Origin of the sequence: Nocardia sp. NPDC056000 (genome assembly GCF_042269265.1) — a bacterium.
GTDB lineage: Bacteria > Actinomycetota > Actinomycetes > Mycobacteriales > Mycobacteriaceae > Nocardia.
In genome coordinates this window covers 841,880-857,192 of sequence record NZ_JBHJXS010000002.1, presented here as the reverse complement: position 1 = coordinate 857,192, position 15,313 = coordinate 841,880, and the positions used below count along the sequence as shown (strand labels likewise).

General features: G+C 67.5%; 17 protein-coding genes. 9 read left to right on the top strand and 8 right to left on the bottom strand.

All coding sequences use genetic code 11. From position 1 onward, the window contains the following. Window positions 1-45 precede the first annotated feature (45 nt). The 3 genes from ACFC4D_RS08550 to ACFC4D_RS08540 all read right to left on the bottom strand — a co-directional run bounded on the left by ACFC4D_RS08550 (window position 46) and on the right by ACFC4D_RS08540 (window position 3,545). A complete protein-coding gene (locus tag ACFC4D_RS08550; protein WP_364646527.1) occupies window positions 46-1,206 on the bottom strand; it encodes a M20 family metallopeptidase in 1,161 nt (386 codons plus the stop codon). Window positions 1,207-1,397: 191 nt separating this feature from the next. Beyond that, window positions 1,398-2,618 carry a M20 family metallopeptidase gene (locus ACFC4D_RS08545; protein WP_364646168.1) on the bottom strand — a complete coding sequence of 407 codons (1,221 nt, stop codon included), beginning with the start codon at window positions 2,616-2,618 and terminating at the stop codon, window positions 1,398-1,400. A 219-nt stretch (window positions 2,619-2,837) separates the two neighbouring features. Continuing rightward, window positions 2,838-3,545 carry an enoyl-CoA hydratase/isomerase family protein gene (locus ACFC4D_RS08540; RefSeq protein WP_364646165.1) on the bottom strand — a complete coding sequence of 236 codons (708 nt, stop codon included), beginning with the start codon at window positions 3,543-3,545 and terminating at the stop codon, window positions 2,838-2,840. A gap of 161 nt (window positions 3,546-3,706) precedes the next feature. Between ACFC4D_RS08540 and ACFC4D_RS08535 the strand changes: the two genes are divergently transcribed. The 3 genes from ACFC4D_RS08535 to ACFC4D_RS08525 all read left to right on the top strand — a co-directional run bounded on the left by ACFC4D_RS08535 (window position 3,707) and on the right by ACFC4D_RS08525 (window position 6,949). Beyond that, on the top strand, window positions 3,707-4,486 hold the full coding sequence (locus tag ACFC4D_RS08535) for a purine-nucleoside phosphorylase (protein WP_376062238.1): 780 nt from the start codon (window positions 3,707-3,709) through the stop codon (window positions 4,484-4,486). 84 nt (window positions 4,487-4,570) lie between these two features. Further along, complete coding sequence (locus tag ACFC4D_RS08530; protein WP_376062237.1) at window positions 4,571-6,256, top strand: phospho-sugar mutase; 1,686 nt, start codon at window positions 4,571-4,573, stop codon at window positions 6,254-6,256. Window positions 6,257-6,595: 339 nt separating this feature from the next. Further along, entirely contained in the window at window positions 6,596-6,949 is a 354-nt protein-coding gene (locus tag ACFC4D_RS08525) for a hypothetical protein (protein WP_376062236.1), read from the top strand. 43 nt (window positions 6,950-6,992) lie between these two features. Here ACFC4D_RS08525 and upp read toward each other — a convergent pair whose 3' ends face one another. After that, the gene (upp, locus tag ACFC4D_RS08520) at window positions 6,993-7,616 is read right to left on the bottom strand and encodes a uracil phosphoribosyltransferase (protein ID WP_375963476.1); all 624 of its coding nucleotides are present in this window, start codon (window positions 7,614-7,616) and stop codon (window positions 6,993-6,995) included. A 138-nt stretch (window positions 7,617-7,754) separates the two neighbouring features. On the opposite strand from upp, the gene ACFC4D_RS08515 reads away from it, so the two are divergent. Genes ACFC4D_RS08515 through ACFC4D_RS08495 form a run of 5 tightly spaced genes read left to right on the top strand, consistent with a single transcriptional unit; the run spans window position 7,755 to window position 11,229 of the window. Beyond that, window positions 7,755-8,078, top strand: coding sequence for a type VII secretion target (locus tag ACFC4D_RS08515; RefSeq protein WP_364646153.1), 324 nt, complete (start codon window positions 7,755-7,757; stop codon window positions 8,076-8,078). Window positions 8,079-8,130: 52 nt separating this feature from the next. Then, a complete protein-coding gene (locus tag ACFC4D_RS08510) occupies window positions 8,131-9,300 on the top strand; it encodes an NlpC/P60 family protein (RefSeq protein ID WP_376062235.1) in 1,170 nt (389 codons plus the stop codon). Further along, window positions 9,297-9,632 (top strand): hypothetical protein, encoded by a 336-nt coding sequence (locus ACFC4D_RS08505; protein WP_376062234.1) that lies wholly within the window; start codon window positions 9,297-9,299, stop codon window positions 9,630-9,632. The genes ACFC4D_RS08510 and ACFC4D_RS08505 overlap by 4 nt, the downstream gene beginning before the upstream one ends. Further along, window positions 9,629-9,970, top strand: a complete 342-nt coding sequence (locus ACFC4D_RS08500; RefSeq protein WP_375963467.1) for a YbaB/EbfC family DNA-binding protein — start codon at window positions 9,629-9,631, stop codon at window positions 9,968-9,970. Before ACFC4D_RS08505 ends, ACFC4D_RS08500 begins: the two co-directional genes overlap by 4 nt. Before the next feature lie 14 nt (window positions 9,971-9,984). Continuing rightward, a complete protein-coding gene (locus tag ACFC4D_RS08495) occupies window positions 9,985-11,229 on the top strand; it encodes a primosomal protein (protein WP_364646141.1) in 1,245 nt (414 codons plus the stop codon). A 59-nt stretch (window positions 11,230-11,288) separates the two neighbouring features. Here ACFC4D_RS08495 and ACFC4D_RS08490 read toward each other — a convergent pair whose 3' ends face one another. The 4 genes from ACFC4D_RS08490 to ACFC4D_RS08475 form a co-directional block, all read right to left on the bottom strand. Further along, the gene (locus ACFC4D_RS08490; RefSeq protein WP_375963465.1) at window positions 11,289-12,380 is read right to left on the bottom strand and encodes an adenosine deaminase; all 1,092 of its coding nucleotides are present in this window, start codon (window positions 12,378-12,380) and stop codon (window positions 11,289-11,291) included. A gap of 176 nt (window positions 12,381-12,556) precedes the next feature. Further along, entirely contained in the window at window positions 12,557-12,820 is a 264-nt protein-coding gene (locus ACFC4D_RS08485; protein ID WP_375963463.1) for an excalibur calcium-binding domain-containing protein, read from the bottom strand. 63 nt (window positions 12,821-12,883) lie between these two features. Then, window positions 12,884-14,176: a thymidine phosphorylase gene (locus tag ACFC4D_RS08480; protein WP_376062233.1), complete on the bottom strand. Its 1,293-nt coding sequence runs from the start codon at window positions 14,174-14,176 to the stop codon at window positions 12,884-12,886. A gap of 37 nt (window positions 14,177-14,213) precedes the next feature. Continuing rightward, window positions 14,214-14,615: a cytidine deaminase gene (locus tag ACFC4D_RS08475; protein WP_376062266.1), complete on the bottom strand. Its 402-nt coding sequence runs from the start codon at window positions 14,613-14,615 to the stop codon at window positions 14,214-14,216. Between the two features lie 300 nt (window positions 14,616-14,915). On the opposite strand from ACFC4D_RS08475, the gene sdhC reads away from it, so the two are divergent. After that, window positions 14,916-15,308: a succinate dehydrogenase, cytochrome b556 subunit gene (gene sdhC / locus ACFC4D_RS08470; RefSeq protein ID WP_375963459.1), complete on the top strand. Its 393-nt coding sequence runs from the start codon at window positions 14,916-14,918 to the stop codon at window positions 15,306-15,308. The last annotated feature ends 5 nt before the right edge of the window (window positions 15,309-15,313 follow it).

Below are 15,313 nucleotides of genomic sequence, written 5' to 3'. Positions count from 1 at the left end.
CCCTCAGGTGCGGCCCGGCGCTTGGGTTTTGGCGGTAACCGCCGGTCAGTAGCCGTTCAGGACGATATTCGTCATGACTCGGACGCCGACCTCGAGCGCGCGCTCGTCGATATCGAAGGTGGGCTGGTGCAGGTCGAGCTGTTCGCCCTGACCGGACCAGACGCCCAGGCGCGCCATCGCGCCCGGAACCTCTTCCAGGTACCAGGAGAAGTCCTCGCCGCCGCCGGACTGCTGGGTATCGGCCAGCGCGTCCGGACCGACCTCGCGGATGGCGTCCTCGAACATGCGCACGGCCAGTTCGTCATTCACGACCGGCGGCACGCCGCGTTTGTAGTTGAGTTGCCAGCGCACGCCGGTCGGCGCGAGCAAACCCTCGACGATCTCGCGCACCATGGGCTCGAGCAGCGACCAGGTGGCGTGATCGCCGGTGCGAACGGTGCCGGTGAGCATGCCGGTCTGCGGAATCGCGTTGGGCGCCTTGCCCGCCGACACCGCACCCCACACCATGACGGTGCTGGTGCGCGGATCGATGCGACGGCTCAGCAGTCCGGGCAGACCGGTGATGACGGTGCCGATGGCGTACACCAGATCGCTGGTGAGATGAGGGCGCGAGGTGTGCCCGCCGGGCGAGTCCAGCACCAGTTCGACGGTGTCCGCGGCGGAGGTGATGGCGCCCACCCGAATTCCGACGCGGCCGACCTCCAGGCGCGGATCGCAGTGCAGCGCGAACATGCGCGACACGTCCTCCATGGCGCCCGCGGCGACCATATCGATGGCGCCGCCGGGCATGACCTCCTCGGCGGGCTGGAACACCAGCCGCACACCGACCGGCAGGTCCGGAACCTCGGCGAGCGCGAGCGCGGTGCCGAGCAGGATCGTGGTGTGCGCGTCATGCCCGCAGGCGTGCGACACACCGGGAACCGTGGAGGCGAACGGCAGGCCCGTGTACTCCTGCAGCGGCAGGGCGTCCATATCCGCGCGCAGTCCGATGCGCGGGGTGTCCGGGCCGATATCGCAGATCAGTCCGGTGCCGCCGGGTAGTTTGCGCGGTTCCAGACCGGCCTTCACCAGCCAGGATTCGATGAATTCGGTGGTGCCGAACTCGGTACGGGAGAGCTCCGGATTGGCGTGGATGTGCCGTCGCCAGGACACCAGGTCGTCGGCGTGCTCGGCGAGCCACGCGTCCACCACGTCCCGGCCGCGCATGATGTCGTCCGGTAATCCAGCCATATCCATGTCAACACCCACCGTGCCCATTTCCAAGCCCATATCGACCCCCACCGAGCCGCCTGCCGCGATGCTCGCAGCCTGCGTCGCACGCGTAGCAGCCGAATGCCCCGTGGCGCGCGCAGTATCGAACGCTGCGCTGGCGTGGCCCGTGGACCGGCCGGTTGTGCTCACCGAATGTCCTCCTGTCGAAGAAACTGCCGTTGCATGACTCGTTCCGACAACCTGTCCCTATGAAATTTGTCGCCTGCGAGTTGTATCGCGGTGCGGGCCAAAGCCGTTGCCCCGTCGATCACAGCCCGGTCGGCGGAGGCGTTCACCGCGGCAGCAGCGAACGCGGGCTGATGCGTCACCGCGCCTCCCGCATCTATCCCGATGACCGGGTGGATGCCGGGGATGACATTGGTGATGTTGCCCATATCCGTGCTGCCCAGTGGGCGTGCGGCCTCGAGTTCCGGGGCTATCGGCTCGCGTCCGAGATCGCGGATCTGCTCGCGATAGGCACACAGTAGTGCGCTGTCGGGAGTCAGCTCGGTATATGTCGGCGCGAGCTTCCGGATTTCATGGGTACATCCGGTTGCCAGGGCGCCTGCCTCGAAACAGGCCGATGCGCGTTGCATCAGATCATCGAGGGTCGCGGAGTCGACTGCGCGTAGGTAATACAGCAGTTCCGCGTGTCCGGGCACGATATTCGGGGCCACACCGCCCGAGCCGACTATACCGTGCAGCTGTTGCCCGGGGAGGAGATGTTGGCGGAGCAAACCCAGGGCAACTTGGGCGACGGTGACCGCGTCCAGGGCGTTTCGCCCGTATTGCGGCGCGGCGCTGGCATGCGATTCCCGGCCCAGGTAGGTCACCGACAAATCCGCGAGTGCCAGCGAATGCGCACCGGAGATATCGTCCGGGCCCGGATGCACCATGAGCGCCATGGCGATTCCGTCGAAAGCGCCGCGCTCGAGCATGAGGACTTTGCCGCCGCCGCTCTCCTCGGCCGGGGTGCCGAGCAGTTTCACGGTGATACCGCAGGCGTCCGCGACCGCGGCCAGACCCAGCGCCGCGCCGACCGCGGACGCGGCAATGATGTTGTGGCCGCAGGCATGTCCGATTTCCGGGAGCGCGTCGTACTCCGCGCAGATACCGACCACCAGGTCGCCATGGCCGTAGGTCGCGGAAAAGGCCGTCGGCAGATCGGCGATACCGGACTCGATATGAAAACCGCGCTCGCGCAACGGCTCGATCGTCTTGGCGACGCTGCGAAATTCCTCGAAAGCCAACTCGGGCTCGGCGTGAATCGAATGCGACAGCGCCAGCAACTCTTCCCGCGCGTTCGCTATGGCCGAGTCGGCGGTGGCGAACAGCGACGGATCCCCGGGTGCCACGGACGCGTTCATCGACGCAGCATGCCATGACGGCAGGGGCGAACCGTACCGACTTATCGGGGGGAATGAATTCCGGTCATCGCCGTTGCGCGATGGTGGCATAAACCACAGTCTTACACTCTTCCGCCGGTCCGCAACCTCTGGACCAGCGGACAGCGTGCCGCCGATAAAAACCGACCGCCCCGCTTATCCGGTCTGGTAAGCGGGGCGGTCGCACATTCTCGATACGGCTCAGCTCGGGCTGAAGCCCAGGTTCTCCGGGGTGGTCTCGACGGCCAGGCCCGCCAGGATGTGCTGGTGCAGGGCGCGCTTGATGACCGGCAGGTTCGGCTTGCGGTTGCCCTTGAGGGCGTCGGCCTGGGCGACCGCACCGGCCAGCAATGCCTCGGCGGCCAGTTTGCCGTCCACGATGCCCGCGGCGATGGCGTCATCCGCGCCGTAGCGGCGACCGGTGGTCATGGCCTCGACGGCGACCTGATTGGTGAGGCGGCCGGTGACGAGCGCGTTCATCGCGACGGTGAACGGCATGCCCAGGTGCACCTCGGGCAGGCACCAGAAACCGCGATCCGCGCGCATCAGGCGGAAATCGCAGGAGGTGGCGAGCATGGCGCCGGCGCCGAAGGCGTGACCGTTCACCGCGGCGATGGTCGGCATCTGGAAGGCCAGCAGGCGGGTGTACAGCGAATGCACGCGATCCAGGTACCAGCAGTTCTGATCGAAATTGCCGAACAGCCAATCGGTGTCGAGGCCGTTGCTGAAGAACTTGCCGTTCGCGGTGACCACCAGCGCGGCCGGGCCCTCGGACGCCTCGACCTCGTCGAGCAGGGCGTGCACCTCGGTGATCCAGTCCGGGTGGAAGCGGTTCTCGCTGTCGATGTTCTGTCCCTCGGCTCCGAGGTACAGCACGAACACGTCCCCGTCACGCTTCAAATACGGCATGGGTGCAGATTAGCGGGGGCGCGCGCGGGCTCCTACTGACGGGTAGCAAGTGTCGTTCGCATGCCGCGCGAAGCCCGGCGGGCTCGGCGAAATCGGGGCGAATACGGCAGGTGGGCGGCGTGACCGAGCGTCGGTGATCGCCTGGGACTAGGGTGGCAGACATGCTAGCCGAGCAGGCCGCTCAGGCCATTGCGGAACGAACGGGTATCGAGCGTCACCGGGTCGCGGTGATTCTCGGATCGGGCTGGCAGGAAGCCGCCCTCGAAATCGGTGAACCGGCGAGCACCATCCCCATGGGTGAGGTGCCGGGCTTCGGATCACCCACCGCGCAGGGACATCAGGGAACCATTCACTCGGTCGTGGTGAACGATTCGCCGGTGCTGCTGCTCATGGGCCGCCAGCACCTCTACGAGGGCCACGAGCCCGCGCAGGTGGTGCACAACGTCCGCACCGCGCTGGCGGCGGGCGCGGAGACCGTGCTGCTCACCAATGCCGCCGGTGGCATCCGCGACGATCTGCACGTCGGGGAACCGGTGCTGATCAGCGATCACCTCAACCTCACCCTGCGCACCCCCATCGCCGGAGCCAACTTCGTCGATCTCGTCGATGCCTGGGATCCCGAATTGCGCGCCCTCGCAAGGGAAGTCGACCCCAGCCTGACCGAAGGCGTGTACGCGGGCCTGACCGGTCCGCAGTACGAGACCCCGGCCGAGATTCGCTGGCTGCGCACCATCGGCGCGGATCTGGTCGGCATGTCCACCGTGCTGGAGGCCATCGCCGCCCGCGAGGGCGGGGCCAAGGTGCTTGGCATCTCCCTGGTCACCAATCTGGCCGCGGGCGTCACCGGAGCGCACCTCTCGCACGCCGAGGTGCTCGCCGAAGGCCATGCCGCCGCACCGCGACTGGGCAAACTGCTGCGCGGGGTACTGGAACGCCTGTAACCGGGTAACCGGACGCCTGTAAGCGAGCGAATGGCCCGGTGATATCCGCCGGGCCGAGCGCCGGAACGATATCGGGAGGCGCACATGCTGCGATTCGGTACCGCTGGACTACGCGGCCCACTGCAAGACGGACCCGACGGCATGAACGCCGATACCGTGGCGCGGGCCACCGCGGGCATCGCCGACTGGCTCCGAAACCGCTGCCTCGGTGGCGGATTGGTGATCGTCGGCCGCGACGCCCGGCACGGCTCCGCCGAATTCGCGCTCGTCACGGCCGAGGTCTTCGCTGCCGCCGGTTTCACGGTGCTCGAACTCCCCCGCCCGCTCCCCACCCCCGTGGTCGCCTACGCCGTGCGCGCCCTGAAGGCCGTCGCGGGCGTCCAGATCACCGCCTCGCACAACCCGGCCACCGATAACGGCTACAAGCTCTACCTCGACGGCGGCTCCCAGCTCGTCCCGCCCGCCGACGCCGAGATCGAACGCTGCATCGACGCCGTCACCGGCACCATCCCCCGCAAAGACGCCGCAGCCACCGCCCCGAACCCCTCGATCCTCGGCCTCCCCGCCGCCGCCACGATCACCGATATGGGCGAGGAGATCGTCCGCCGCTACCTCGCCCGCGTTGCCGATTTGCCGGAGTCGATAGGCGGTCCGCGCGAATCGCCTCACCCCATCCCGGCCGTCGATGACGCGGCCGATACGACCGGCGCGACGGATACGACCGGCGCGAACGATACGACTGGCGCGACGGATAGGAGCGCGGGTGTTGCTGCGGCTTCGGAGCGAGTCCCGGTGCCGCGCGCGGATATTCGCATCGCGCTGACCGCCATGCACGGGGTCGGTGGCGAGCTCGCGACTGCGGCGCTGCGAGCGGCCGGGTTCGGTGAGGTGTTCGTCGTAGCAGAGCAATTCGCGCCCGACCCCGACTTCCCGACCGTGTCGTTCCCGAATCCGGAGGAGCCGGGGGCCTCGGATCGGTTGCTGGACTTGGCCGAACGACTCGACGTGGATATCGCCATCGCACTGGACCCGGACGCCGATCGCTGTGCGGTGGGCGTGCGCGGTGCGAACGGGTGGCGCATGCTGCGCGGCGATGAGACCGGCGTTCTGCTCGGCGATTTCGTATTGCGCACCGCCGCACCGGATTCCCTGGTGGCCACCACGATCGTGTCCTCGCGCCTGCTGAGCAAGCTGGCCCCGGCGCGCGGAGCCCGCTACGCCGAAACCCTCACCGGCTTCAAATGGCTGGCGCGCGCGGGTGACGGCCTGGTCTACGCCTACGAGGAAGCCATCGGCCACTGTGTCGACCCGTCGACCGTCCGGGACAAGGACGGCATCTCGGCGGCGGTCCTGGCCGCGGACCTGGTCGCCCAGCTGAAAGCCCAGGGTCGCACCGTCGATGACGCCCTGGACGCCCTCGCGACCGAATTCGGCGTCCACGCGGGCGACCAGATCTCACTGCGCCTCGCCGACGCCGCCGAAGCCGCCAAGGTGGTGGAACGCCTGCGCGAAACACCCCCCGCCGAAATCGCGGGCGAAAAGGTGACCTGCGTCGACATGTCCCAGCTCCGTGGCCAAATGCGCACCGACGCACTCGTTTTCGAGGGCGACTCGCTCCGCGTGGTGATCCGCCCCTCCGGCACCGAGCCGAAACTCAAGTGCTACGCCGAAGTGGTCCACCCGGTCCCCACACCGGAGGATCTGCCGGCCGCGAAAGCCGCCGCCGCACAGCAGCTCTCCGAGATCCGCGCCTTCTGCGAGAAGCTGTGAGCGCGAGTCTCCCCGAAAAAGCACCTCACCTGAGCCGAGAACCGCACTGCACGCACTGCGGCAGTGCGGATCTGGAACCGGGGTTCATCGACGAGAACGCCACTGTCGGCTACACGCGGTGGACCGAAGGTGAATTGACTTTGGGCACGCTGGGGAATGCGAAACGAAAAGGGCGGGAACGGTTCGCCATCCACGCGTTTCGCTGTACCGGCTGTGGACATCTGGAGCTGTTCGCGCACCGGTGATTTCCAGGGCCGGTGGGGTTCGGGGGTTTTCAGGTCGCGGGTTCGGCGCTAGCGTGGGGTGTGATTGTTAGCCTTACGAAAGGATTGTTTGCGCATGCGTAATTCCCTGTGGCTCAACGGATTCGGGATCGCGGCGGTGGCGGCGATCGGTAGTTCGGGGGTGGCCTCGGCCGCGGCGTCCGTCATCGAACAGGATGGGCCGTACGCGGTGAACACCGATATCTCGGCGGGGTACTACACGACGCACAATGCCGCACCGGACTGCCAGTGGGCGCGGCTCGGAGTGGACGGGGTCATCATCGAACGCGGTGATGGCGGGAACGGCACTGTGACGGTGCGTGTTCCGGCCACCGACACCACATTCGCCACCTCGCACTGCGGGACCTGGCAGATCGAGGGCGGTTCGCGTCAGCCCACCGGACCCGGAACCGGATCGCTCGGATTCTGAGTTCGACGGGCGGGACGCTCGATTCGGTGCGGCCGAATCGCGTTCAGCGGGGGCCGAATTGGCGGTCCCCCGCATCGCCCAGGCCGGGGACGATATAGGCGTCGGAGTTGAGACCGCGGTCGATCGACGCGGTGACCAGACGGATCGGGTGACCCGACTTCTCCAGGGCGGCAATGCCTTCGGGGGCCGCGACGACGCAGATGACGGTGATGTCGCGCGCATTGCGGGTGGCGAGCAGGTCCAGGGTGAAGACCATGGAGCCGCCGGTGGCGAGCATGGGATCGAGCACGATCACCGGGGTGGTGGATAAGTCCTCGGGCAGCGATTCCATATACGGGGTGGGCTGGTGGGTCTCCTCATCGCGGGCCACGCCGACGAAGCCGATGCGGGCGTCGGGGATGAGGTTCTCGGCGGTTTCGACCATGCCCAGCCCGGCGCGCAGAACCGGGACGAGCAGGGGCGGGGCGGCCAGGCAGGTGCCCTCGGCGGCGGCGACCGGGGTCGCGATGGGGAAGCGGGTGACGGGGGCGTCGCGCATGGCCTCGTAGACCAGCAGACCCGTCAGGTCGCGCAGTGCCGCTCGGAAGGTGGGGTTGGTGGTGCGCGCATCGCGCATGGTGGTCAGCAATGCGGCAGCGAGCGGGTGGTCCACGATGTCAGTGCGCATAGGAAAACGATAGGTCAGTGCGGCGATTCGAGGATACGGCCGCCCGATTTCGGTCCTCGGCGGAACCGAATTCGCCCCGGCCCCGTCCAATCTCATGCAGGACGTAATCAGCCAGCGACCGGCACGATGGGGGCATCCATGCACCGGATCACGATCGATCCAGCAGGTCTCACCGAGTACGCGACGACGGCCGCCGCCATGGCCGCGACCCTCGCCGGCGCGACCCTGCGCGCCACCGCCGCCGACCCCCTCCTACTCGCCCCCGCGCTCGGTCCCATCGGGGCGGATTTCCTCACCACATATCGGGCCGCGCACGCCACGCACCTGACCGCCCTGGCGGATCTCACCACCGTCCTGGCGAGCCTCGGCGCGGCGACGATCGGCGCCGAGACCGCGTACTCGGCGACCGACACCGCCTACGCGACAGCGCTGCGCGCGAACAGTCGTGAGGTGGACGCATGATCGCCGATGCCTCCGGGCGGGCAGCTTGCGCGGTCCGAACAGGGCCGAGGTCATGAGCCCCGGGCCGGACGTATCGGGGCTGGCGCAGCCGATCGTGGAGTTGCTGGCCGGTTTCGGATCCGGTGAATCAACCTCCGCGGGCGCGGCACTGCGCGACGCCTCGGGGACCGCGGACGAGACCCATGCGACGGGGCGCACCGCGATCAACACGATGTACCCGAGCTGGAACGGCCGCAGCGGTGACGCGGCGATGGACAAGGCGCTCCAAGTGCAGACGGGTGTCGCGACCGTCTCCGATCGGGGCGAGCAGATGGCGACCGTACTGGATCGGGTCGAGACGGAGGTGGCGTCGGGTCGGCGCGAGGTCGCGGAGATTCTGCGGTCGTTCCTCGCGAAGGTCGACGCGGTATCGGCGGCCGGATTCAGTCCCGCGGCGCTGGCCCTGCTCGTAGGCGCGGCCATCGATCATGTCGGGCAGGCGCTTCGCGTGGTGGAGCGGGTGCGGGCCGAACTCCAGGCCGATGACGCCGCCATGCGCGAATTGGTCACGCCGCCAAAGACTCCGGCCCCGGCGGTGATCGCGCCCGAGAAGACCGATGCGCCGCAGGTCTCTCCCGCCGCGACGGTCGTGCCCGCGAGCACGGAGTCGGCGGTCGGCGGCGGGCAGATCGCATCGGCGGTGCTGTCCTCGGGCGGGAAGACCGTCGAGTCCGGGGCGTCGATGCTCAGCGGCCTGTCCACAACCGCCGCGTCCGTGGGTGATTCACCGCCGACCAGTTCGAATCGCACCCGGCACCCCACCCCCGATATCCGGCCCACCGGGACCGGGGTGAAGCTCACCCTCCCCGACGGCAGTACCGTGGAGGCCCCGAACCAGCAGGCCGCCGACGCGGTGCGCAATGCGCTGAGCGCGGTCGGGACGCCCTACGTATGGGGCGGCACCACGCCCGGTTCGGGTCTGGATTGCAGTGGTTTGACGCAGTGGGCGTACGGGCAAGCCGGGGTTCCGCTGCCGCGCCTGGCGCAGGAACAGGGTTACGGACACACCCAGATCGGTCCAGGGGACTTGATGCCCGGCGATCTGGCGGTATGGGACGGACATGTGGCGATGGTGATCGGCAACGGTCAATTGGTGGAGGCGGGCGATCCCGTCCAGACGGGTCCGATTCGAACGGAGAACAGCGGAATGAATTTCCTCGGCTTCTACAGGCCCACCGCATGAGCGAGATTCCGAAGGTCACGGTGGCGGCCAGCGCCAATCGGGCGGGCACCGTCACCGTGCACGCCACCGATCAGGGCCTGCCGGTGGAGATCCGCTTCGAGCGGAGTGAATACCGTTACGGCGCACAGGCTCTGGCGGACGAGATCTTGCGCCTGACCAAGCGCTCGGCCATCGCCGCCAAAGCCCGCCGCCGCGAACTGCTCGCCGAGGCCGGACTCCCGGCCGAGACCTTGGACCGGCTCGGCCTGCCCACCCGGCAGGCCGCCGTCGATGCGCTGGACCGGCTCGACGATGCCGATACCGGCCCCGCGAACTGGCTGCGGAACTCATGAGCGCCGAGATGGACGCGCTGGTCAACGGCGTCACCAACCAGCTCGAAGCGCTCGAATCCGCACTCGCCGGATTGCACGGCGTCCGCGCCGCATTCACCAGCGAGGACCGTTCGGTCACCGCCGAAGTGGATGGTGACGGTGCGCTGACGGGCCTCTGGCTGGCCGAATCGGTGACCTCTCGCCCACCCGCCGAAGTGTCCCGATTGGTGCTGTGGGCGAGCCGTCGGGCCGCCGCGCTCGCGACCGAGCAACGCGCCGAAATCCTCGCCGGACTGAACCGGTCTCTCGCCCCGGGAAATGTTGGGGGCGACCCGGATAGTGCCAAGAGCGACCACTAGATAGGCTTCCGGTCATGGCTTCTGGAGACATCGTCCCGATCGCGCTCGGCCTGACCAAAGGCGATCTCGTCACCCTGTGGGCACCGCGCTGGCGAGACGGCGACGATGAGTGGCAGGCATTCCTCGGCCACGAGGAGGATCTCTACGGTTTCGACTCCGTAGCGGAGCTGGCCGCGTTCATCCGGACCAATGCCGAGAACGATCTCGTCGACCATCCCGCGTGGAAGATCATCGCCGGTCTGTCGGCCGCCGAATTGGAGCCGGAGGAGCAGTACGTCTTCGATCTGGTCGGCGTGCCCGAACTGGCCGCCGACGATCCGGATCCGGAGATCCTGTCCGAGCTCGAGGAGACCCTCGAGATGGTCCGCAATATCGGCGACGTCTGCGAACTCGACGTGGTCAACAAGTTCTTCGGTTCGCATCCGGTGCTGGGCGCGCTCGCCACCGGCGTGGGCACCTTCGCCGGTAAGGAAGGCGAGGAGCTGTGGGATTCCATCGGCTCGGCCATCAACAAGGACTGGGACGCGGTGCTGGACGCCATCGACTCGGTGGTGGAGATCCCGGACGTGGACGCGGACGCGGTGGCCGTCGCGGAGGCGGAACTGCTTGCGGCGGAAGAGAACATCGTCGACGCCGAGGACGCCGCCGATACCGATGAGGATATCGAGCCGGTCGATCTGGACGAAGAGGATGAGGACGAGGACGAGGAGCTCTCGTTCTGGCACGAGGTCGGCATCGACCCGGTCAAGATCGTCACCTCCGAGGGCACCTGGTTCACGCTGCGCTGCTATGTGGACGATGAGCCGATCTTCCTCGGCAAGGACGGGTCCATCACGGTGTTCGGTTCCGAGCGCGCGCTGGCCCGCTATCTCGCCGACGATCATGAGCACGATCTGGTGCGGGTGAGCACCTACGGCGATATCCAGACCGCCGCCGTGGACGGCGGCCTCGAGGTCGAGGTCGACGAGGAGAACGTCTACGTACTGCCCGGCCTGGCCGACGATCTGGCCGAGGGTCCGCAGGCGGTGGATACCGATCAGCTCGATCTCGCGGTCGAATTGTTCACCGACGCAGCCGATTACGCCGATGAGAACAATGTCGAGACCGCGCTCGCGGTGTCCTCGCCGCTCGGCTGGTACGTCTCCTACCTGCTGAACCCGGACCCGAGCCGGATGGCCCCGAACCCGCCGTTCAAGGCCGAAGCCGATGCCTGGCGCGCGCTCGAAGAAGCCTTCGAGAACCGCCTCAGCAAGGCGTAGCGCACCGAAACACAGTTGCGGACAGGCCCTTCCGGATTCGGAAGGGCCTGTCCCCTTTTTCAGCCCAGCAGTACGGCGTAGCCCGGCTTGATGACCTCGTCGATGATGCGCAGCCGCTCCGGGAACGGGATGAACGCCGACTTCATGGCGTTGATGGTGAACCGCTCCAGATCGCTCCAGCCGTAGCCGAAGGTCTGCACCAGCTTGTGCATCTCCTCGCTCATGCTGGTGTCACTCATCAACCGGTTGTCGGTATTGACGGTGACCCGGAAGCGCAGGCGCGCAAGCAGATCGAACGGATGCTTGTCGAGCGAGGGCACCGCGCCGGTCTGCACATTCGACGACGGGCACAGTTCGAGCGGAATTCGCATGTCCCGCACGTAGTTCGCGACCAGCCCGAGTTTCGGGCCTTCGGGTGAATCGGTGATGTCATCGGTGATGCGCACCCCGTGCCCGAGCCGATCGCATCCGCAAAAGGCAAGGGCCTCATGGATACTCGGCAGCCCGAATGCCTCACCCGCGTGAATGGTGAAGTGCGCGCTGTTGGCTCGCATGTATTCGAACGCGTCCAGGTGCCGGGTGGGAGGGTACCCGGCTTCCGCGCCCGCGATATCGAAGCCGCCGACGCCGCGATCGCGCCAGCGCACGGTCAGTTCGGCGATCTCGCGGGAGCGCGCGGCATGGCGCATGGCGGTGAGCAGACAGACCACCCGAATCGGTGTTCCGGCGGCCGCGGCCAAAGCCTCGCCTTCGCGGAAGCCCTCGATGGTGTACTGCACCACCTCGTCGAGGGTGAGCCCGTTCTCCAGGTGCTGTTCGGGCGCGAATCGCGATTCGGCGTACACGACCCCGTCCGCGGCGAGGTCCACGGCGCATTCGCGGGCGACGCGGCGCAGACCCTCGGGCGTCTGCATGACGGCGACGGTGTGCGCGAAGGTTTCCAGATAGCGTTCCAGCGAGCCGCTGTCGGCGGCGTCGCGGAACCAATTGCCGAGCGTTTCGGCGTCACCAGCCGGTAGCTGGTCGTATCCGCAGTCGCGGGCGAGCTCGAGCACGGTCGCGGGACGCAGCCCGCCGTCGAGGTGATCGTGCAGGACCGCCTTCGGCGCCTGGCGGATGGAAGCGAGGGTGAGGGGCGTCGGTCCAGTCATGTAGAAACGGTAGCCGCATTCCCGTTCTGCGGCATGGTAGTTCGCCTGTGTGCACCCTCTCGTAGGCGTGTCGTTGCCCACCCGTTGCTAGGTGCGGTGGCGATCTTCACCCGGGAGCCACGCGCGAATGTCCGCGCCGCCCCGCGTGATTGCGCGACGGCGAGCGGCGGGGCGGATCAGTACCCGCAGGCGACGCCGTTCCCGTCCGGATCGAGCTGACGCGTATACCCGGGTTGTCCGGCCAGCAGCGGGGCCTTGCCCTGTGCCCGCACCTGTTCGCAGTTCACGTAGTACGGGTACGGCGCGGCCTGCGAGGAGGGCGGCGGGGTGTTGTTGATCCGAGGTTCGGCGGAGGCGACCGCGGGCAGCACCGCGGTGCAGGCGATCGCACCCAGACAAGCCATCGAAACGCGTAATCGGAAATCGCTTCTATGCTTCACGATCCCAGGCTAGGCCGATCTTCCGGCACCCGCCGCGTTCCAGGTCAAGCGCCCACTACCCGATCAGGACGCGGTGATGCGGCCCAGCACCAGGGGGCCGAAGGGTTCGTCGGTCTCGCCGATGTCGTAGGAGTCGCGCAGGGTCTCCAGGGCGACGGGGATGGCCTCCGGGGTATCGGTGTGCAGGGTGAGCAGGGGTGCGCCCGCGGTGACGGAATCACCTTCTTTGGCGTGCATTTCGATGCCCGCACCGGGCTGCACCGCATCACCCTGGCGCGCCCGGCCCGCGCCGAGTTGCCAGGCGGCGATGCCGATGTCGAGGGCGTCGAGCCGAATCAGGGTGCCGGACACCGGGGCTCGCAGGATTTCGGTGTGCTTCGCGATGGGCAGGGGTGCGTCCGGATCGCCGCCCTGAGCCGCGATCATGGCGCGCCAGTGATCCATGGCGCGACCGTCGGCGAGCGCGTCGGCCGGATCGATGCCGTCGATTCCGGCCTGCGCCAGCATTTCCCGGGCCAGCACGAGGGTGAGTTCGACCACGTCGGCGGGACCGCCACCGGCCAGCACCTCGAGGGATTCGGCCACTTCCAGGGCATTTCCGGCGGTGCGGCCGAGCGGGGTGTCCATGGCCGTGAGCAATGCCACCGTGCGCACGCCCGCATCGGTGCCGAGTTCGACCATGGCGGTGGCCAATTCACGCGCCTGGTCGAGCTCCTTCAGGAATGCCCCGCGCCCGACCTTCACATCGAGTACCAGCGCGCCGGTACCCTCGGCGATCTTCTTGCTCATGATGGAGCTGGCGATCAGCGGAATGGATTCGACGGTCCCGGTGACATCGCGCAGCGCGTAGAGCCGCTTATCGGCCGGAGCCAGATCCGCCCCCGCCGCGCAGACCACCGCGCCGATGGCCGGATCGGCCAGGATCTCCCGCATCCGCTCGGCCGAGATATCGGCCTGCCAGCCGGGAATGGCCTCGAGCTTGTCCAAAGTGCCGCCGGTGTGGCCCAATCCACGCCCGGACAGCTGCGGGACGGCCGCACCGCAGGCCGCGACCAGCGGCGACAGCGGCAGCGTGATCTTGTCCCCCACCCCGCCGGTGGAGTGCTTGTCCACGGTGGGCCGGGTCAGATCGCTGAAGTCCAGGCGTTTTCCGGAGTCGATCATGGCGGCGGTCCAGCGCGCGGTCTCGCGGCGGTTCATACCGCGCCACACGATCGCCATGGCCAGCGCGGACATCTGTTCGTCCGCGATCTCGCCGCGGGTGAACGCGTCCACCACCCAATCGATTTGCGCGTCGCCGAGTTCGCCGCCGTCGCGCTTGGTCCGGATCACCGCTACCGCCGAGTGCACACTCATGGCGTCAAATCTTCCATGGCGATCGGCGCGCGGCGCGTTATTGCTGTCCGGCTTCCAAGTCGTCGGGGCCGAAGGCGTCGGGCAGCAGGTTGCTCAGCGGTACCGGTGCGCCGCGATGATCGATGACGACTTCGCCGCCGCCGTGCTCGAACAGCAGCTGCCGGCAGCGTCCGCACGGCATCAGGATTTCGCCCCTGGAATCGCAGACCGAGACCGCCGCGAGTCGTCCGCCACCGGACGAAATCAAGTTACCGACCAGTACACATTCGGCGCAGAGGCCCAAACCGTATGAGATATTTTCCACATTGCAGCCGCTCACCACGCGCCCGTCAACGGTGAGAGCAGCGGCGCCGACGGGGAATCTGGAGTAGGGCGCATAGGCGTTCTGCATTACTTCGAATGCGTTGCGGCGCAAGGTGTTCCAGTCAATATCCGACATATCGGACCATCCTTCCATGCCCGTGCGGGAACCCGCCTGAAACGCCCCGGACGACACCCCGAAAATCAGGAAAGGCAAACCTAACTCAGCAATTTCAAGGCCAACGAGCGGCACGCCGAATTAGTTCCGGAAGATGGCTGGGATTAGAGTTCAGAACAGATCGGTTCAGGTTCCCGACTGCGGGCCTGCAGCACTGCCACCGGACGTCATTCCGGCCGTGAGCTGGTGTTATTCGACAGTCCAATGGCTCCGCGCCGGATCTGACCGGGTCCATCAACGACGTTGGAGGCACCGCACTCTATGACCACGCTAGAAGCTCCGGCCAAGCCGAAGCGGACCCTGTACCGAGGCGACCCCGGCATGTGGTCCTGGGCTCTGCACCGCATCACCGGCGTAACCATCTTCTTCTTCCTGTTCGTCCACGTGCTCGATACCGCCCTGGTGCGCGTCAGCCCGGACACCTACGACCAGGCGATCGAGACCTACAAGAACCCCGTCGTCGCCCTCATGGAGATGGGCCTCGTTGTCTGCGTGCTGTTCCACGCGTTCAACGGCGTCCGGGTCATCCTTGTCGACTTCTGGTCGAAGGGCCCCCGCTACCAGCGCCAGATGCTCTGGATCGTGCTCGCGATCTGGATTGTCGTCGCGGGCGCCGGGATCGGCCGCCAGCTCTTCTACCTGCTGACGAATTGAGCCAC